Annotated in this window: 18 protein-coding genes and 1 other RNA gene; 14 read left to right on the top strand and 5 right to left on the bottom strand. The window is 61.9% G+C overall.

Translation table 11 applies throughout. The annotated features are described in order from the left end of the window. Window positions 1–1,179, top strand: coding sequence for a pyridoxal phosphate-dependent aminotransferase (locus FH061_RS18570; protein WP_151637326.1), 1,179 nt, complete (start codon window positions 1–3; stop codon window positions 1,177–1,179). Between the two features lie 88 nt (window positions 1,180–1,267). On the opposite strand, the gene FH061_RS18565 is transcribed toward FH061_RS18570, so the two are convergent. After that, window positions 1,268–2,260 carry a transglycosylase SLT domain-containing protein gene (locus FH061_RS18565; RefSeq protein WP_192805132.1) on the bottom strand — a complete coding sequence of 331 codons (993 nt, stop codon included), beginning with the start codon at window positions 2,258–2,260 and terminating at the stop codon, window positions 1,268–1,270. Between the two features lie 461 nt (window positions 2,261–2,721). Here FH061_RS18565 and ubiD point away from each other — a divergent pair, with 461 nt between their 5' ends. Continuing rightward, window positions 2,722–4,206 (top strand): 4-hydroxy-3-polyprenylbenzoate decarboxylase, encoded by a 1,485-nt coding sequence (gene ubiD / locus FH061_RS18560; protein WP_151637325.1) that lies wholly within the window; start codon window positions 2,722–2,724, stop codon window positions 4,204–4,206. A gap of 90 nt (window positions 4,207–4,296) precedes the next feature. After that, window positions 4,297–4,395, top strand: an RNA gene (gene ffs / locus FH061_RS18555) — signal recognition particle sRNA small type. Window positions 4,396–4,440: 45 nt separating this feature from the next. On the opposite strand, the gene FH061_RS18550 is transcribed toward ffs, so the two are convergent. Then, window positions 4,441–6,084, bottom strand: a complete 1,644-nt coding sequence (locus FH061_RS18550; RefSeq protein WP_151637324.1) for an isovaleryl-CoA dehydrogenase — start codon at window positions 6,082–6,084, stop codon at window positions 4,441–4,443. A gap of 92 nt (window positions 6,085–6,176) precedes the next feature. Between FH061_RS18550 and dnaX the strand changes: the two genes are divergently transcribed. The 8 genes from dnaX to FH061_RS18510 all read left to right on the top strand — a co-directional run bounded on the left by dnaX (window position 6,177) and on the right by FH061_RS18510 (window position 14,163). After that, the gene (gene dnaX, locus FH061_RS18545) at window positions 6,177–8,210 is read left to right on the top strand and encodes a DNA polymerase III subunit gamma/tau (protein ID WP_151637323.1); all 2,034 of its coding nucleotides are present in this window, start codon (window positions 6,177–6,179) and stop codon (window positions 8,208–8,210) included. A 21-nt stretch (window positions 8,211–8,231) separates the two neighbouring features. Beyond that, window positions 8,232–8,558, top strand: a complete 327-nt coding sequence (locus FH061_RS18540) for a YbaB/EbfC family nucleoid-associated protein (protein ID WP_151637322.1) — start codon at window positions 8,232–8,234, stop codon at window positions 8,556–8,558. Window positions 8,559–8,651: 93 nt separating this feature from the next. Further along, window positions 8,652–9,248 (top strand): recombination mediator RecR, encoded by a 597-nt coding sequence (recR, locus tag FH061_RS18535; protein WP_151637321.1) that lies wholly within the window; start codon window positions 8,652–8,654, stop codon window positions 9,246–9,248. Window positions 9,249–9,263: 15 nt separating this feature from the next. Beyond that, window positions 9,264–9,977: an HD domain-containing protein gene (locus tag FH061_RS18530; protein ID WP_151637320.1), complete on the top strand. Its 714-nt coding sequence runs from the start codon at window positions 9,264–9,266 to the stop codon at window positions 9,975–9,977. Window positions 9,978–9,980: 3 nt separating this feature from the next. Then, complete coding sequence (locus FH061_RS18525; protein ID WP_151637319.1) at window positions 9,981–11,225, top strand: CaiB/BaiF CoA transferase family protein; 1,245 nt, start codon at window positions 9,981–9,983, stop codon at window positions 11,223–11,225. A 64-nt stretch (window positions 11,226–11,289) separates the two neighbouring features. Continuing rightward, window positions 11,290–12,330, top strand: coding sequence for an ABC transporter substrate-binding protein (locus FH061_RS18520; RefSeq protein WP_151637318.1), 1,041 nt, complete (start codon window positions 11,290–11,292; stop codon window positions 12,328–12,330). A gap of 163 nt (window positions 12,331–12,493) precedes the next feature. Further along, window positions 12,494–13,303 carry an ABC transporter ATP-binding protein gene (locus FH061_RS18515; RefSeq protein WP_151637317.1) on the top strand — a complete coding sequence of 270 codons (810 nt, stop codon included), beginning with the start codon at window positions 12,494–12,496 and terminating at the stop codon, window positions 13,301–13,303. Window positions 13,304–13,311: 8 nt separating this feature from the next. Next, the gene (locus FH061_RS18510; RefSeq protein ID WP_151637316.1) at window positions 13,312–14,163 is read left to right on the top strand and encodes an ABC transporter permease; all 852 of its coding nucleotides are present in this window, start codon (window positions 13,312–13,314) and stop codon (window positions 14,161–14,163) included. Between the two features lie 25 nt (window positions 14,164–14,188). Here FH061_RS18510 and FH061_RS30555 read toward each other — a convergent pair whose 3' ends face one another. Then, the gene (locus tag FH061_RS30555; protein ID WP_192805131.1) at window positions 14,189–14,326 is read right to left on the bottom strand and encodes a hypothetical protein; all 138 of its coding nucleotides are present in this window, start codon (window positions 14,324–14,326) and stop codon (window positions 14,189–14,191) included. A gap of 12 nt (window positions 14,327–14,338) precedes the next feature. Here FH061_RS30555 and FH061_RS18505 point away from each other — a divergent pair, with 12 nt between their 5' ends. Further along, on the top strand, window positions 14,339–14,935 hold the full coding sequence (locus tag FH061_RS18505) for a HupE/UreJ family protein (RefSeq protein ID WP_151637315.1): 597 nt from the start codon (window positions 14,339–14,341) through the stop codon (window positions 14,933–14,935). Between the two features lie 47 nt (window positions 14,936–14,982). Here FH061_RS18505 and pdxR read toward each other — a convergent pair whose 3' ends face one another. Continuing rightward, the gene (gene pdxR / locus FH061_RS18500) at window positions 14,983–16,545 is read right to left on the bottom strand and encodes a MocR-like pyridoxine biosynthesis transcription factor PdxR (protein ID WP_151637314.1); all 1,563 of its coding nucleotides are present in this window, start codon (window positions 16,543–16,545) and stop codon (window positions 14,983–14,985) included. A gap of 121 nt (window positions 16,546–16,666) precedes the next feature. Here pdxR and FH061_RS18495 point away from each other — a divergent pair, with 121 nt between their 5' ends. Together FH061_RS18495 and FH061_RS18490 are read left to right on the top strand one after the other, a co-directional pair. Further along, window positions 16,667–17,143, top strand: a complete 477-nt coding sequence (locus tag FH061_RS18495; protein WP_151637313.1) for an OsmC family protein — start codon at window positions 16,667–16,669, stop codon at window positions 17,141–17,143. A 12-nt stretch (window positions 17,144–17,155) separates the two neighbouring features. Then, a complete protein-coding gene (locus FH061_RS18490; RefSeq protein ID WP_151637312.1) occupies window positions 17,156–17,788 on the top strand; it encodes an FMN-binding negative transcriptional regulator in 633 nt (210 codons plus the stop codon). 295 nt (window positions 17,789–18,083) lie between these two features. On the opposite strand, the gene tal is transcribed toward FH061_RS18490, so the two are convergent. Then, window positions 18,084–19,019: a transaldolase gene (tal, locus tag FH061_RS18485; RefSeq protein ID WP_151637311.1), complete on the bottom strand. Its 936-nt coding sequence runs from the start codon at window positions 19,017–19,019 to the stop codon at window positions 18,084–18,086. Between the last annotated feature and the right edge of the window lie 60 nt (window positions 19,020–19,079).

Below are 19,079 nucleotides of genomic sequence, written 5' to 3'. Positions count from 1 at the left end.
ATGAATCCGACACTTGCGTCCCGCCTCGTCAATATTGCGCCGTTCCATGTCATGGAGCTGGCAAAAATGGCGACAGAACTTGAACGTGCCGGGCGTTCGATTATCCATATGGGAATCGGAGAACCCGATTTCACAGCGCCGCCCCCGGTCATTGAAGCGGCAACCCGCGCCATGGCGGACGGACGCATGCAATATACGGCCGCCGTCGGCATTCCGGCATTGCGCGAGGCAATCTCTGCGCATTATCGGCAAGTGTATGGTCTCGAGGTCGCGCCGTCGCGCATCATCGTGACGGCCGGAGCCTCGGCGGCGCTGTTGCTGGCCTGCGCAGCGCTTGTGGAAAAGGATGCCGAAGTGCTGATGCCGGATCCTTCGTATCCCTGCAACCGGCATTTTGTCGCGGCATTCGAGGGCAGGGCGAAAATGATCCCGAGCGGTCCCGAGCAGCGTTTCCAGTTATCCGACGACATGGTCAGGCAACATTGGAATGCCAGTACGCGGGGCGTATTGCTGGCATCGCCGTCGAACCCGACCGGGACATCGATACCGCATGAGGAACTTGGAAAAATCGTATCAACCGTACGCGAGAAGGGCGGTTTTACGATTGTGGATGAAATCTACCAGGGCCTGACCTATGACGAGGCGCCATATTCCGCGCTGTCCCTGGGCGAAGATGTCATTGTCATCAACAGTTTCTCCAAGTATTTCAACATGACCGGCTGGCGGCTCGGATGGCTAGTCGTGCCGCCTTCGATGGTGGCCCAGATTGAGAAGCTTGCCCAGAACCTGTTCATTTGCGCATCCAGCATTGCTCAGCATGCCGGAGTCGCCTGCTTCGCGCCCGAGTCGATCGCCATCTATGAGCAGCGCAAGGCGGAGTTCAAGCGCCGCCGCGACTATATCGTTCCGGCACTGCGCGAACTCGGTTTCGAGGTGCCGGTGACGCCGGATGGCGCATTCTATGTCTATGCCGATTGTTCCGGGCTGTCCGATGATGCGGACCGCCTGACGATCGACATGCTGCACCAGGCAGGGGTCGTGCTGGTGCCGGGGCTGGATTTCGGCCCCGCTACGGCGCGCCGGTATATCCGGCTTTCCTATGCCACTTCGATGGACAATCTGAGGGAAGCGGTGAGTCGTCTCGGACGGTTTTTCGCGGAGTATCACCACCGCAGCTGAGCTTCCGAAGCGTAATCCCGTTCAATAAAAAAGGAGCCCAAGGCTCCTTTTTTATTACAGGTAATCGCACGGAGGTTCAGTGCCGGCGTTACAGGGCAGGTGCATGCTGATCGTCGTTTTGCGCCAGCGGGCGGGTTTCCTTCATCGCAGCCGAGGCATCCTCTGGAACTGGCTGGGTCTTTGCCCCGGCGGGCGCAGCCTTGGGTGCGGAAGAATTGACTGAAGAAGAGCTTGCGGTTGCAATCGGGGTGATCACGGGGACTTTCTTGCCCATGGCCACTTCCTTGAGACGTCGATATTCGGCCAGCACCTTGGCGCCATAACCGAAGTCGGTTTCAAGCGCTCCGGCACCGACATACATCTTCAGGCCGGCTTCCACCGAGCCGCCACGCTCCACATAATCCTTGAGGATCTGGGATCCGACGCGGATGTTGGCGACGGGATTCAATGCCGCCTTGACGCCGCCGAGCTCGGCAAACTTGTCGTGATGGACCTTGGACATGACCTGCATCAGGCCTTGCGCACCTACCGGGCTTTCGGCAAAAGGATTGAAGCCGGATTCGATCGCCATGACCGACAGAATGAGCAAGGGATCAAGCTTGATTTCCTTTGCCGTCAGATAAGCGGCGGACACGAGCATATTGGTCGCATCGGCAGCCACGCGGTAGCGTTTCGAGAGCCACTCGGTGACCCATTGCTGCTGCTTGGAATTGCCGGCCTGGGCGGCATCCGCCGGTGCCGCCACCATCACTGCCTGGCTACGTGCCGAGGCGGAAAGCTGGACTGCGGATGCAGCGGGAGATTGCGTGGGCGCGGGTTCAGCCACCACATTCTTTTCTTCGGCGGCAATACTATTTGCTGCGGCAAACGGCGACAATGCTTTCAAACGGTCCGCGGTTTCCGGTTTCACGAACATGGTGCCCAGCAAAACCATGGCAACAAGTCCGGACAAGGTTAGCGCATGGCGGGCGGTAGTCATGAAACCGCTGATCGTGTCGCGGGCAAAAACGGCCCATGCGGCCGACTGCGTGGCCTGATGACGGGTAAAGTCGTACGCCGCCCTTGTATATCGATTTATCATTGAACCTCCTGAATCCTCACGGCAAACGAAGAGCCACAACAAGCTGCTGTAGGCATCTGGTTTCAACGTGAATCAGTCACTGTCTGCAGCTGCGCGCGGCGCAAAACGGCAGACATCGCGATTGCTTGCCACGGAGTGTCGGCGCACGGCCGGCAGGGCAAGCAACTTTTTCGGGGGGAAGGCGGACGCCTTTTGAAAACACTCCTTAAAATGTCATGTGGGACCCCGATCCCGTGGATACTGAGCGGAATGCCATGCCGATCCCTGGATATGGGGAAAGGACCGCTCATCAAGCTGGCCGAATTTTAGGTGCGTGTTTATATCGAGTCAATACTAACAAATCTATATTTTATTACTTTGAGATATAAGAAATCGCTGCAATGCAATAAAAGATAAATAAAATCAACTACTTGGGCTTGCATTCTACAAACACAAACAAGTCTCAAACTTTGTGAAAAATCATGAAATATTCGGATTTGCGGGATTTTATTGCCCAATTGCAAGAAATTGGTGAACTTAAGCAGGTATCGACCCCTGTCTCAACCCATCTGGAGATGACGGAAATCTGCGATCGGGTATTGCGCAGCGGCGGTCCTGCCTTGCTCTTCCAGCGCCCGGAAGGGCATCGCATTCCTGTGTTGGGCAACCTGTTCGGCACGCCGCGCCGGGTCGCTTTGGGCATGGGGGCGGAGGATGTGGGCGAATTGCGCAAGATCGGGCATCTGCTCTCCACGCTGAAGGAACCGGAACCGCCCAAAGGCCTGAAGGATGTTCTCGGCCTTGGCAGCATGGTGAAGGCACTTTGGGATATGGCGCCCAAGGAGCATCGTTCGGCCCCTTGCCAGGAGGTGGTTTGGGAAGGGCAGGATGTCGACCTCGCAAAGCTGCCGATCCAGCATTGCTGGCCCGGCGATGTGGCACCGCTCATCACCTGGGGGCTGGTCATCACCAAGGGGCCGCACAAGAAGCGCCAAAACCTCGGCATCTACCGCCAGCAGGTGATCGGTCATAACAAGGTCATCATGCGCTGGCTGGCGCACCGCGGCGGCGCCCTGGATTTTCGCGAGCATGGCATCGTCCATCGCGGCAAGCCCTATCCGGTCGCGGTGGCGCTGGGCGCCGATCCGGCAACGATACTCGGCGCGGTCACGCCGGTGCCGGACAGCCTGTCGGAGTATCAGTTCGCCGGCCTGCTGCGCGGAAGCCGCACAGAACTGGTCAAGGCGATCGGCAGTGAATTGCGGGTGCCGGCCTCCGCGGAAATCGTGCTGGAAGGCCATATCTATCCTGACGAATCCCACCCGAGCGGCTATGAGCATGCACTGGAGGGGCCGTACGGCGACCACACAGGCTATTACAACGAGCAGGACTGGTTCCCGGTGTTCACCATCGACAGGATCACCATGCGGCGCGATCCCATTTACCACTCGACCTATACCGGAAAGCCACCGGACGAACCGGCGGTGCTCGGCGTGGCGCTCAATGAAGTCTTCGTTCCGCTGCTGCAGAAGCAGTTTTCCGAAATCACCGATTTCTATCTGCCGCCGGAAGGCTGCAGCTACAGGATGGCGGTGGTGCAGATCAGGAAGGCTTATCCGGGACATGCGAAGCGGGTGATGTTCGGTGTCTGGAGTTTCCTGCGGCAATTCATGTACACCAAGTTCATCGTGGTGGTGGACGAAGACGTGAACATCCGAGACTGGAAGGAAGTCATCTGGGCCATCACCACCCGCGTCGACCCCTCGCGGGATACGACCCTGGTCGACAATACGCCGATCGATTACCTGGATTTCGCTTCGCCGGTCAGCGGGCTGGGAAGCAAGATGGGAATCGATGCCACCAACAAGTGGTCGGGGGAGACGAACCGCGAATGGGGGACGACCATTGCGATGACGCAGGAGGTCAAGGAAAAAATCGACCGGATCTGGGGCGAACTCGGCATCTGAAACCATCGTCCCGAACCTTCCGGCTTCGCCTTGCGCTGGTTGCCGGAAATAGGGAGGCGCTTCCGCCGCTTTGCTGTTAAAATGCAGGTCGGCGGGCCCCTGCGCATTGTGGCATGGCCAACCTGGTCAGGTCGGGAACGAAGCAGCCACAGCCATTTCCTGCAAGTGCCGTAGACAAGGCTCGCCCCTCTTTTCAAGCTTTTCTCATATTCCCTTTATTCTCTTTGGGCATCGTCATTCCGGCCAGGCCCGATCCAGGATGTTTTCCTGCAGTGCCGACGCCGACAGCGTGCCGTACACGCGTCCCGCTTCCGCATCGATCCGGCTGGCAATGAAGGCGTCGGCGATCGGTGCCGGCGAAGCTTGAAGCATCAGGGATGCCTGGGCGGCCAGCACCAGCTTTTGCGCGAAGCGGCGGGCCAGCAGTTCGCGCTGTTCGGGCGGCGTGGCAAGATCCCTGCGCAAACCGCTGATCAGACCCTGCAATACGTCATGGCCGTTCGCTGCATCGTCCAACTGGCCGAGCAGCATGAGGAAGCCTTCGATTTCCCGTTCCACGGCGCGCAGGACGTCCAGGCACATCACATTGCCTGAACCTTCCCAGATGGAATTCACCGGCGCCTCGCGATAGAGGCGCGCCATCGGTCCTGTCTCGACGTAGCCGTTGCCGCCCCAGACTTCCATGCATTCGCCGCTGAACTCCAGCGCGCGCTTGCAGATCCAGAATTTGGCGGCGGGCGTGACGATGCGCCGCCACGCCCGCTCCAGCGGGTCTTGGGGCGACTCGGACGCCTGCGCCAGCCGCAGCATCAGCAAGGTTGCCGCTTCGCTTTCCAGCGCCAGGTCCGACAGCACATTGCGCATGAGCGGCTGGTCGGCCAGATGGCGGCCGAAGGCGGTACGATGCCGCGCATGGTGGGCCGCCTGCACGAACGCCTGGCGCATCAGTCCGGCGCTGCCGATCACGCAATCGAGGCGGGTATGGTTGGCCATCTCAATAATGGTGGGAATGCCGCGGCCTTCCTCGCCCACCATGATGCCGAAGGCGTCCTGGAATTCGACTTCGCTGCTGGAATTGGAGCGGTTGCCCAGCTTGTCCTTGAGCCGCTGGACCAGGACCGCGTTCTTGCCGCCGTCCGGCCGCCAGCGCGGCACGAAAAAGCAGGAGAGGCCGCCGTCGGTGCGGGCCAGCACCAGGTGCGCATCGCACATCGGCGCCGAAAAGAACCACTTGTGTCCGGTCAGTGCGTAGGCGGCACCGCGTCCCTCCCCGTTGAGAGGGCGCGCGGTCGTGGTATTGGTGCGCACGTCGGAGCCGCCCTGTTTTTCGGTCATGCCCATGCCGATCAGGATCGAGGTCTTCTGTTCCAGCGGCAGGTCGCGCGGGTCATGCTCCGTCGAGAACAGCTTTGGTCCAAGGTCGGCGAACAGCCCCGGTTCGTTCCGCAGTACCGGTATCGAGGCGAAGGTCATGGTGGTCGGGCATAGCGAGCCGGCTTCGACCTGCGAATGCAGGTAATAGCCCGCGGCGCGCGCGACATGGGAGCCGGCGCGCGCGTCCATCCAGGGCAGGGCATGCAGCGCCTCGCTGCGCAGGGACGCCAGCAGCGCATGCCAGGCGGGATGGAATTCCACCGCATCAATGCGCCGGCCGAAGCGGTCATGGGTTTCCAGCTCGGGCGGATGCCGGTTGGCGAGGTCGCCAAGATACAACACTTCTTTCGTGCCCAGCCTGGCGCCGAGTCCCTGCAGTTTTTCCCCGTGCCAGCCGGCCCCGGAGCGGCGGATGCCGTCCACCAGCGCGATGTCGGTGGAAAAAAGATTGTAATCTGCCAGTTCCGGCACCTGGTTGGTCACTTCGTGCGTCGGCCATTGCATGTCGGTATCCTTTTTTCAACAACTGAATCCGCAATCTATAACTTGCATCAGGTCAGGTAAAATGCGTGCTACAACCAACAGCCAGCGCAACCATGTCTTATCAAGTTCTCGCCCGTAAGTATCGCCCAAAGAGCTTTGAAACGCTCGTCGGGCAGGAGCACGTCGTGCGGGCGCTCACGCATGCGCTGGATCAGCAGCGGCTGCACCATGCCTACCTGTTTACCGGGACTCGCGGCGTGGGCAAGACCACGCTGTCGCGCATTCTCGCGAAATCGCTGAATTGCCAGGGGCCGGACGGCAACGGCGGCATCACCGCGAAACCCTGCGGCGTCTGTGAAGCCTGCACCGCCATCGATGCGGGCCGCTTCGTTGATTACATCGAAATGGATGCCGCCTCCAATCGCGGCGTCGATGAAATGGCGCAACTGCTGGAACAGGCGGTCTATGCGCCGTCGAATGCGCGCTTCAAGGTCTACATGATCGACGAAGTGCACATGCTGACCAATCATGCGTTCAATTCCATGCTGAAGACGCTGGAAGAACCGCCCGAACATGTGAAATTCATCCTCGCGACGACCGATCCGCAGAAGATTCCGGTGACGGTGCTGTCGCGCTGCCTGCAGTTCAATCTCAAGCAGATGCCGCCGGGACATATCGTTGGCCATCTGGAAAACATCCTCGGCCAGGAAGAGATCGCATTCGAGCCGCAGGCGCTGCGCCTGCTGGCGCAGGGTGCGCACGGTTCCATGCGGGATGCGCTGTCCCTGACCGATCAGGCGATTGCCTATGCCGCCGGCAAGGTGACGCTCGAAGCGGTGCAGGGCATGCTGGGAGCCCTCGACCAGTCTTACCTGATACGGGTCCTGGATGCGCTGGCAGCCAAGGACGGCCCGGGGTTGCTTGCCGTCGCCGATGAAATGGCGACGCGCAGCCTTTCCTATAATGCCGCCCTGCAGGATCTGGGCACCGTGCTGCACAGAATCGCGCTGGCGCAGACAGTGCCCGCCGCGGTTCCTGGCGATGTGCCGGAAAGGGAAGACATCCTGCGCCTCGCGGGTCTGTTCGACGCGGAGGAAATCCAGCTGTTCTACCAGATCGCCGTGCACGGGCGCAATGACCTGAGCCTGGCTCCCGACGAGTACGCCGGCTTTACCATGACGCTGCTGCGCATGCTGGCATTCCGCCCCGGAATGGGCGGTGCCGAGGGTGTGGCCAAGGTCCAGCCGCCGGCGGCTTCCATGCCTCACATGCCACGCCCGAATGCGCCTGCGGCGAAGCCGATGGCCGCGCCGGCAGTGTCGCCGGCGGCATCTTCCGCGCCGTCTGCCTCGGTGTCTTCCGCTGCTCCGGCCGGGGCACGTCCCGCCGGCATGAGTCCTGCCCGCGCCGCGCTGGAAGCGGCGCGCAACGGCGGCAAGCTGCCCGCTGCTGCTGCATCTGCTGCGGCCTCCACCGCCGCTGCCCCTGTCCGGACTGCGCCGCCCGTTCCTCTTGGGGCCGCCCCATGGGACGATGCGCCTGCGCACATGCATGAACCGATCCCTTTCGATTCGACGCCTGTCGCCGCTCAAAAAAAAACTGAATCGCGTATCGCCGAACTGGTGCTAGCCGACACGGCGGTCCTGGAAGCGCCAGGCATGCGCGTGCCGGCATCCGTGCCCGTGCCGGAACCGGAGCCGCAGGTGTCCATCGTCAAGCCGGAAGCCTTGCCTGCGCTGCCTCCGACACCGATACCTTCGCTTGGCTGGGACGGCAACTGGCCGGTACTCGCCGCGGCACTTCCCCTGCGCGGCGTGGTCCAGCAGCTGGCGCAGCAGAGCGAGCTGCTTCAGTGCGAAGCCAATGGCGACGGCGTGCTGATGCACCTGCGCATTCCGCTGGAGACACTGAGGTCGGCAGGCGCGGTGGACAAGCTGATGACGGCGCTGAGCGAGCATTTCGGCAAGACGGTGCGCGTCACCACCGAAATCGGCGCAGTTCGCCAGACCGCCAATGCCGTCGCGGTGGCCGAGCGTGAAGCCCGCCAGCGCCAGGCGGAAGAAAGCATGCAACGCGATCCCTTCGTGCAGACGATGATGCGCGAGTTCGGCGCGACCATCGTGCCGGGATCGATCAAACCCCTCTAACCAACATTCGGGAGTACGACCATGATGAAGGGCCAACTCGCAGGACTGATGAAGCAGGCGCAGCAAATGCAGGACAACATGAAGAAGATGCAGGAACAGCTTGCATTGATCGAGGTCGAGGGCCAGTCCGGCGCCGGCCTGGTGAAGGTGGTCATGACCTGCAAGAACGACGTCAAGCGCGTTTCCATCGATCCTTCGCTGCTTGCCGACGACAAGGACATGCTAGAGGACCTGGTCGCCGCGGCCTTCAACGATGCGGTGCGCAAGGCAGAAGCCACCTCGCAGGAAAAGATGTCCGGCATGACAGCGGGCCTGCCGCTGCCGCCCGGCTTCAAGCTGCCGTTCTAACTTGCGATTTCCGACGGCGGATGCAGGTCCGTGCGGCGTGGGGCTCGCAGACGCGGGACGGACCTTCCAACACTCTGGCGATAGAGAACCGAATTGAAATCTCCTTCCAGTCTCGATTTTCTTACCGAAGCCTTGCGCAGGCTGCCGGGCATCGGCCCCAAGTCGGCGCAGCGCATGGCCTATCACCTGATGCAGCACGACCGCGACGGCGCCGGCCTGCTCGGCCGCGCGCTGCTGCAGGCGGTGGAGCGCATCCATCACTGCGCCAGCTGCAATACCTTCACCGAAAACGAGCTGTGCGAAATGTGCATGGATCCCGAGCGGGATGCCACGCTGCTGTGCGTGGTGGAAACGCCGGCCGACCAGCTGATGATAGAGCAGACCCTGACTTACAAGGGCCTGTACTTCGTGCTGATGGGAAGGCTGTCACCGCTCGACGGCATCGGCCCGAAGGATATCCATCTCGAGAAACTGATCGGGCGCGCCACCGACGGCATAGTCAAGGAAGTGGTGCTTGCCACCAATTTCACCAATGAAGGCGAAGCGACCGCGCACTACATCAGCGAGACGCTGAAGGCGCGCGGCATCAAGGTCAGCCGGCTGGCGCGCGGCGTTCCTGTCGGCGGCGAGCTGGAATACGTGGACGCGGGCACCATCGCCCGCGCGATGCTGGACCGCCGCACTACCTGAGCCTGTTGATCGGCCATGTCGCGCCTTGCGGAATCATCGGATGATCTGGTAGCGGGCGCACAGGAGCTTTCCTGGCTGGCGATGCGCTGGCAGACATTCTGCGCCTTGCTGACCTGCCCGCAGCAGGCCGCCGCCGACGTGTGGCAGCTTCTCGAGCGGCATTACTGCGAGCCCCACCGGCATTATCACAACTTCGCGCATGTCGCCGCCTTGCTGCGGCATGCGGACGCCCATCGCGCATGCGGCGAAGCCCTGGCCCAACCCCATGCGGTGGAGCTGGCAATCTGGTTTCACGACATCATCCATGACACGCGTTCCGGCGGCAATGAAGTGGCCAGCGCCGCTCTCGCAAAGGCCGCCATGCAGGCGTTGCTGATCGATGCCGGCACCGCCTCCCAAGTCGAGCGCTGCATTCTCGCTACCATCAGCCATACCATCCCCGATGCAAGCGTACCGGATCTCGCAGTGTTCCTGGACTTCGATCTGGCGATACTCGGCGCGCCCCGCGACATGTATCGGCGCTACCGCGCAGCGATCCGCCGGGAATATGAATGGGTGAGCGAAGAGGACTATCGGGCCGGACGGGCAAGGGTGCTGCGGCGCTTCCTCGAACGCCCGGCGCTGTACTTCACGCCATCGATGGCGTCGCGCTTCGAATCGTCCGCCAGGGACAACATCCAATCCGAACTGCTCCTTCTGGAGCCGGAATCCATTTCAGGGAATCACTAGCACATGCAGGCAACTCCATCCTCAGGCCCGCTCGCCGGGATCAAGGTACTTGAACTCGGCACACTGATCGCCGGCCCGTTCTGTTCGCGCATGCTGGCCGAATTCGGCGCCGACGTCATCAAGATCGAATCGCCCGACGGCGGCGATCCGATCCGGCAATGGCGCGTGCTCAAGGACGGCACATCGCTCTGGTGGACGGTGCAGTCGCGCAACAAGAAGAGCGTCACGCTCAACATGAAGGATGCGCGCGGCCAGGACATCGCCCGGCGCCTGGCGCTGGAGGCCGACATCATCATCGAGAACTACCGTCCCGGCGTGCTGGAGAAATGGGGCATCGGCTACGAAGCGCTGAAGGCGATCAACCCGGCCACCATCATGGTGCGACTGTCGGGCTATGGCCAGACCGGGCCGATGAAGGACTTGCCCGGCTTCGGCGCCATCGGTGAATCGATGGGCGGCCTGCGCTATGTCTCCGGCCATCCGGACCGGCCGCCGGTACGCGTCGGCATTTCCATTGGAGATTCGGTCGCGGCGCTGCATGGAGTCATCGGCGCAATGATGGCCTTGCGCCACCGCGATGCCACCGGCGGCCGCTGGAACGGCAGGCAAGGCGGAGACTGCGTGGCGGGGCAGGGCCAGATGGTGGATGTGGCGCTGTATGAATCCGTCTTCAACATGATGGAGTCGCTGGTGCCGGAATACGACCATGCCGGCGTGGTGCGCGAGCGCACCGGCGGCGCGCTGCCGGGCATCGTGCCGTCGAACACCTATACCACCGGCGACGGCGAAAACATCGTCATTGCCGGCAATGGCGATGCGATCTTCAAGCGCCTGATGCTGGCCATCGGCCGCGACGACATGGCCAACGATCTGGAACTGGCCCGCAATGACGGCCGGGTGCCGCGCACGGCGGAAATCGACGAGGCGATACAGTCCTGGTGCGCTGCCAGGACCATCGACGAAGCACTGGCCGTGCTGAAGGCGGCCGACGTGCCGGTCGGGAAAATCTATTCGGTGCGCGACATGATGAGCGATCCGCAATTCCTCGCCCGCCGCATGTTCGAGCAGCACAGCTTCGCCGACGGTACGCCGATCAAGCTGCCGGCGATCACGCCCAAGCTGTCGGAGACGCCCGGCGAGACGAAATGGCTTGGCCCGCAACTCGGCGAGCACAATGCTGAAGTCTTGCGGACACTGGGTTATGATGATGAGCACATCACACAACTCAAGCGAGATGGCGTGATCTAGTCAGACGAGAATGAGACGTCATCCGTACTGACGGCATTTAAAAAAACAAGTTTGGAGACAGAGCATGAACAAAAACTTCTGGAAGCAGTTCGCCATCGCACTGGCGCTTTTCCTGGCCGGCTACCTGACCTTCAACAGCAACCTGTTTGCACAGACGCTGGAAAAACCGAAGGTGTCGATCGCCGTCGGCGGCAAGAACCTGTTTTACTATCTGCCGCTGACGGTCGCCGAACAGCTCGGCTATTTCAAGGACGAAGGCCTGCAGGTTGAAATCAGCGATTTCGCCGGCGGCGCAAAGGCCCTGCAGGCGCTGGTCGGCGGCAGCGCCGACGTGGTTTCCGGCGCCTACGAGCACACCATCAACATGCAGGCCAAGGGGCAGCCGATCACCGCCTTCGTGCTGCAGGGCAGGGCGCCGCAGATCGTGCTGGCCGTGTCCAACAAGACCATGCCCAACTACAAGTCGGTCGCCGACCTCAAGGGCAAGAAGATCGGCGTGACCGCTCCCGGTTCCTCGACCAACATGATGGCCAATTTCGTGCTCGCCAAGGCCGGCCTGAAGCCGACCGACGTCTCCTTCATCGGTGTCGGCACCTCCGCCGGCGCGATCTCGGCGCTGCGTTCCGGGCAGATCGACGCGATCGCCAATCTCGATCCGGTGGTCACCATGCTGCAGCAGAAAAATGAAGTGAAGGTGATTGCCGATACCCGTACCCTGAAGGACACCAACGAGGTGTTCGGCGGCCCGATGCCGGCTGCCACCCTCTACACCACCGAAGCCTTCCTCAAGAAAAATCCGAACACCGCGCAGGCCATGACCAATGCCATGGTGCGTGCCCTGAAGTGGCTGCAGAAGGCCGGCCCTTCCGACATCATCAAGGTGGTGCCGGAAAATTACCTGCTGGGAGACAGGGCGCTGTACATCGAAGCCTTCATGAAGGTGCGCGAAGCGATTTCTCCCGACGGCATGTTTCCCGAAGCCGGTCCGCAGACCGCGCTCAAGACCCTGCAGGCATTCGAACCCGAACTCGCCAGCAAGACCATCGACCTCTCAAAGACCTTCACCAACGAAATGGTGCAGAAGGCGAACGCAAAGTACAAGTAAGCCTGCGGCCGGCACGGCGAATGCGGGCGGCAAGAACTTCCCGCCTGCATTCGCGTTTGTTTTCCCGATGTTTTTCCTTCCGGTGGCATGACGCGCCAGGTCTTCGGACAAGGCGATGGACTGCCGATGAACATCCGCTGCGGCGGCGCGACACAGACGACAGATGACACCTGCGCTTGCACTCGACAACATCACCTGCACCTTCATTTCCAAGGACGACCGCTCGCAGCGCTACACCGCGGTCGCCGAATCGACTCTCCATATCGCTCCCGGCGAATTCGTTTCCGTGGTCGGCCCGACCGGCTGCGGCAAGTCGACCCTGCTCAATGTCGGCGCCGGCCTGCTGGAACCTTCGGCGGGCGAAGTCCGCGTCTTCGGCGAGCCGTTGAACGGCGTCAACCGGCGCGCCGGCTACATGTTCCAGGCGGATGCGCTGATGCCCTGGCGCAGCGCCCTGCAGAACGTGATCGCCGGACTGCAGTTCCGGGGAGTCGGCGAGGCCGCGGCCCGCGCGCAGGGCGAGGAGTGGCTGGCCCGCGTCGGCCTGCAGGGCTTCGGCGACCGCTATCCCCACCAGCTGTCCGGTGGCATGCGCAAGCGCGTTGCGCTGGCGCAGACGCTGATTCTCGATCCCGACATCATCCTGATGGATGAGCCGTTTTCCGCGCTCGACATCCAGACGCGCCAGCTGATGGAAAACGAAGTACTCGACCTGTGGAGCGCCAAGAAGAAAGCCGTGCTCTTCATCACCCATGATCTGGATGAAGCGATCGCCATGTCGGATCGCGTGGTGGTGCTCTCGGCGGGACCGGCGACAAGGCCGATCGGCGAATTCCGGATCGACCTGCCGCGTCCGCGCGATGTGGCCGAGATCCGCATGCATCCGCGCTTCGTCGAGCTGCATGCGCAGATCTGGAATGTCTTGCGCGAAGAAGTCTTGAAGGGTTATCAGCAGCAAAAGATAAAGGCCTGAAGTCGACCATGTGGAATTTCATCAAACCCCAACCACGCACACTGCGTTTCTGGCAGATCCTGGTCCTGGTCGTGGTGTTCCTGACCTGGCATCTCGCCACGCGCGACCCGAAGGTGGCGTTTTTCTTCGGCGAGCCGCTGAAGGTGATGGTCCGTATCTGGCAGTGGTTTACCGTCGGCAGCGGCTCGCTGGAGGTCGGCATGTTCGACACCACCTGGTTCACCCTCGATTTTCCGGCGGAGATCTATCCCCACCTGCTGGTGACGCTGACCGAAACGCTGCTGGCCTTCGCCATCGGCACGCTGCTCGGACTGGTGCTCGGCTTGTGGCTGGCGCTGTCGCCGATGACCTCGGCAATCTTCGATCCCTACATCAAGGCGGCCAATTCGATGCCGCGCGTGATCCTCGCGCCCATCTTCGCGATGTGGTTCGGCCTCGGCATCTGGTCCAAGGTGGCGCTGTCGGTCACGCTGGTGTTCTTCATCGTCTTCTTCAATGTCTACCAGGGCGTGCGCGAAGTCAGTCCGGTGGTGCTGGCCAACGCCCGCATGCTGGGCGCGAACCAGCGCCAGCTGCTGCGGCAGGTATATCTGCCGTCAGCCACCTCCTGGGTCTTTTCCAGCCTGCATACCTCGGTCGGCCTGGCCTTTGTCGGCGCGATCGTCGGCGAATACCTCGGTTCGGCGCGCGGCGTCGGCTACCTGATCCTGCAGGCGGAGGGCACCTTCGATATCAATACCGTATTCGCCGGCATCCTCGTGCTCACCGCCTTTGCGCTGGTGCTCGACATGCTGGTCGGCGTCATCGAGCGGAGGCTGATGAAGTGGCAGCCGAAATCGGGAGAGACGGAAAAAATGTGATGCCGTCAGGCAGGCTCGGGTCTTGCTAATTGGAGGTCGAGTCCGGCAATTGCACCTGGATAGTGCCGGCACCGTGATGCGGCTCCGGGATGGAACGGAGCTGCGCAAACATGGTGCGCATGCGCACCATGGTGGAGCCGGCGTACCAATTCAATGAATTCATGGAGGATCACCAATGCAAGCAGCATCCGCGCCGCGCCATTCAGTCGCCGCAATCACCATCGCCCTGAGCGCCGCACCGGCGTTTGCCCACCCCGGCGAACATCATGCCGCCGCCAGTTTTGCGCTCGGCTTCCTGCATCCGGTCGTCGGCTGGGATCATCTGCTGGCCATGCTGGCCGTCGGCCTGTGGGCGGCGCAGCAGCCGCGCCGCATTGCATGGCTCATGCCTCTCGCCTTTCCGGCCATGATGGCGCTGGGCGCCGCCGCAGGCGTGCATGGCGCCGTCTTGCCATGGATGGAAATCGGCATCGCCGCATCGGTTGCCGTGCTGGGCCTGCTGATCGCTTTCGCCGTGCGCATGCCGATGGCGGCGGGCGCCGCCATCATCGGGCTATTCGGCCTGATGCATGGATATGCCCACGGCATCGAAGCGCCCGCGGGCGGCGCCATGCTCGGCTACGGCGCCGGCTTCATTGCGGCAACCGCCATCCTGCATCTGATCGGCCTGCTGGCCGGTTCCTGGGCAACGCGCCAGGCCGAGGGACGCATGCTGCGCGGATCCGGTGCGCTGCTTGCTTCCGCCGGAGTCTCCCTGCTTGCCTTCATCTGACGGGCGGCCGGAATACGTGATGCGGCCGTTGGGGCTGCATCGCCGCATCACCCGATCGCCGCACCACCACGGAAGGCATCCATGCATGCCTTCGCTTGGTTCCCCTTGTATTTTCCCTTGCTGTCCGCATGGAATTCATCCAGCAGCGTCTCCAATGCGGCCGCGCCGCGCCTGATGTCCTCGGGCGGGATGGCGGCAAAACCCAGCAGCATGCCGCATGCCCTCGGCTGCGGGATGTCCGCCGGGGCCGCATTATAGAAATGCGACAGGGCACGTATTTCCAGGCCATGCTCCAGCGCGTTGCGGGCAACGGCTTCATCGTTGCACTGCTGGCGGAACATGACCGGCAGATGAAGCCCGGTATCGGTGATGCCTATGCTTAACCGGTCGGCCAGCCGGGCATCAATTGCCTGCATCAGCGCCGATCGCCGTTCGGCATAGACTTCGCGGGTGCGCTTGATATGGCGGCCGAAATGGCCTTCCATGATGAAATCGGCCAACACCGCCTGCGGCACCAGCGGCGCATGGCGGTCGATGATGGCCTTGCCCTGCGCGAAGGCTTCCGCCAGCGCCGGCGGCGCGACGATATAGCCGAGGCGCAGGCCGGGAAACAGCACCTTCGACAAGGTGCCGACGTAGATCACGCAGCCGGTCTTGTCGAGGCTTTGCAGTGATGCCAGCGGCGGGCCGGTATAGCGGTATTCGCTGTCGTAATCGTCTTCGATCACCCAGGACTTGCTGGCGGCAGCCCAGGCCAGCAGTTCCAGCCGGCGCGGCAGGCTCATGGTCATGCCGAGCGGCAGCTGATGGGTTGGCGTGACATAGACCAGCCTGGCCTGCGGATACGCGCTCATGCCGTGCGACACGACCATCCCCTCGGCATCGACGGCCACCGGGCAGACCGTCGCCTCGGCGGCATGCAGCGAAGCATTGATGCCGCGGTAACCCGGCTCTTCCACCCACGCCTGGTCGCCCGCTGCCAGCAGCATCGAGGCAATCAGGTAAACCGCCTGCTGCGAACCGGACGTGATGATGATCTGTTCCGCCGAACACTGCACGCCCCGGGCGGCGCGAAGGTAACCCGCCAGTGCTTCGCGCAGGGGACGGTAGCCGGCGGGATCGCCATATCCGAGTTCATGCGGCGGCTTGCGCCAGCGGCGCGCTTCCAGTCTTCCCCATACATCAAAGGGAAAAACATCGAGGCCCGGCATGCCGATGCGGAAAGCCCGCGGCGGACCCTGGTGAAAGGGAAGCTGCGCCTGCATGCCGGTGAAGCGCTGTCCGCGCGCCGATAGCGGACGCATCGCCTGCAGGCTGCTCGCAGCCACATGCTTCTGCGCCTGCAGCGGCAGGCTGGCGCTGACGAAGGTGCCCCTGCCTACCGTTCCCGACAAGTAGCCTTCGGCCATCAGCTGCGAATAGGCATTGAGCACGGTTTGCCTGGATACCCCGCACAGCAATGCCAATTCGCGCGTGGGCGGCAATTGCGTGCCGGAACCCAGCTTGCCGGCGAGGATGGATTGCTTGATCCCATCGTATAGCTGGCGGAACAGGGGAGTTGCAGATTGTGCATCGAGTTGCAGCGCGGCGAGCGATTGAGCGAAGTGCATGGCGCGAGTCCGGAAATTGGTATTTCGAAATTACCATTTATTGGTACTTTAAGAAAGCCAAGTTTGGCCATAAGCTATGCGGACATTTTGTACAAGGACACAGGAACACAAGGAGCCAAGCATGCATACCTATGAAGCAACCATCGCCTGGGAACGGGGGCAGGAAAAATTCACGGACAACCGCTATAGCCGGGGCCACCGCTGGAGCTTCGACGGCGGCGTGGAAGTGCCTGCATCTTCTTCTCCTTCCGTGGTGCCCGAGCCGATGTCGGTGGCAGCCGCGGTCGATCCGGAAGAGGCTTTCGTCGCCGCCATATCCAGCTGCCACATGCTGACTTTCCTGTGGATCGCGGGCAAGGCCGGTTTCGTGGTGGACCGCTATGTCGACCAGGCGGTCGGCGTGATGCAGAAAAATGCCGAAGGCCGCGTCGCGGTGACCCGCGTGGCGCTGCGTCCGCGCATCGATTTCGGCGGAGAACGCCGGCCAAGCGCCGAGGAAGTCGACGGCATGCATCACCGCGCGCATGAAGACTGCTTTATCGCCAATTCCGTGAAAACCGAGATCGTCATCGAGGCGCCGCTGAACGCGGCGGCCTGAAAGGAAACCGTCATGTACGTCCCTGCGCAGTTCGCCGAAACCCGTACCGAAGTCATGCATCAGCTGGTGCATCAACATCCGCTCGGCACGCTGGTCATGCTTGGCGAGGACGGTTTGCAGGCCGACCATATTCCCTTCGACATCGTTGCCGGCGGCTCTCCGTTCGGGACGCTGCAGGCCCACGTGGCGCGCAGCAATCCGGTCTGGCGCCGGGATGCGCATACCGAGTCGCTGATCGTGTTCCAGGGAGCGCAGGCCTATATCAGTCCATCGCTCTACGCGACCAAGAAAGAGCATGGCAAGGTGGTGCCGACATACAACTACATGGTTGTGCATGCCTACGGGCACTTGCGTGCCATCGATGATCCTCAATGGGTCCGTGCATGCCTCGAAAGACTGAGTGCAAAACATGAGGCGGGCAGGGAAGCGCCATGGGCCATTGGCGACGCCCCCGCCGACTTCATCGATACGCTGCTGAAACAGATCGTCGGCATCGAAATCGTGATCACCCGGCTGCAGGGAAAATGGAAAGTCAGCCAGAACCAGCCGCAGCGCAATCGTGCCAGCGTGGAGGCCGGCTTGCAGGAGCAGGGTGGAGAGTCATCCCTGGCGATGGCGGAGGCGGTCGCGCTGCGCGGTGCTTGATACCAATCCCAAGTCATTCCATGCCATGAGACCGCGTCTTTTTCCGTCTGGCTGCGTTGCACTCGTCATCCATGGCCCGCTATGGATTCCTGGTCTGCAACCTCGGCCTCGCCAGGCGAAAAAATCCATCGATCTCATTTGTCATGTTATGACTTGGGATTGGTACAAGTGTGCAATTGAGCGGGCGACCGAGCAAGGGGATAACTGCCGATAAATCAATACGCACCTGGCAAGAAAAAGGCAGCCATGTGGCTGCCTTTTTCTCAGGACTGGGAGCTTGTCGGGACTGGCTTGTTCAGCGCAGGGCCTCGACCATCTTTTCCAGCTTGACCGCGTCGGCGCAGAACTGGCGGATGCCTTCGGCCAGCTTTTCCGTGCCCATCGCATCTTCATTGAGCATGAAGCGGAATGCTTTTTCATCCAGCGTCAGTTTTTGCAGGTCGGCGCCGCTTGCCTCTTCCGGGCTGAGCTTGCGGGCCACCGGCGCATCGCTGTCGGCCAGTTTCTGCAGCAGTTCCGGGCTGATGGTCAGCAGGTCGCAGCCGGCCAGTTCGGTGATCTGCGAGGTGTTGCGGAAGCTGGCGCCCATGACCTCGGTCTTGTAGCCGAACTTGCGGTAGTAGTTGTAGATGCGCTTGACCGATTGCACGCCCGGATCGTCGGCGCCGGTGTATTCCTGGCCGGTCGATTTCTTGTACCAGTCGTAGATGCGGCCGACGAACGGTGAAATCAGCTGGACTTGCGCATCGGCGCAGGCAATCGCCTGGGGCAGCGCGAACAGCAGCGTCATGTTGCAGCGGATGCCTTCCTTTTCCAGCACTTCCGCGGCGCGGATGCCTTCCCAGGTGGAGGCGATCTTGATCAGGATGCGCTCGCGCGCAATGCCTGCCGCTTCGTAGAGCGCGATCAGCGCGCGGCCCTTGGCCACGGTGCCCTCGGTATCGAAGGACAGACGGGCATCGGTTTCGGTGGAAACACGGCCGGGAATGATCTTCAGGATCTCGGTGCCGAACGCGACCAGCATATTGTCGATGATGTCGCCGGTGGTCTTGCTGCCGTGATCACGGACCGCCTTTTCCAGCAGGTGCCGGTACTCTTCCTTCTGCACCGCCTTCAGGATCAGCGAAGGATTGGTGGTGGCGTCGCGCGGCGCAAAGGCCTGGATCGACTGGAAATCGCCGGTGTCGGCAACGATGGTGGTGTGCTGCTTCAGTTGTTCAAGCTGGTTCATGGCAATCCGGTAAAAGACAGGCGGAAAAGCTGCATGATAACCGTATCGGGCGACAGCGGT

Source organism: Noviherbaspirillum aerium (assembly GCF_008929045.1).
GTDB lineage: Bacteria > Pseudomonadota > Gammaproteobacteria > Burkholderiales > Burkholderiaceae_D > Noviherbaspirillum > Noviherbaspirillum aerium.
This window is presented reverse-complemented; position numbering and strand designations above follow the sequence as displayed.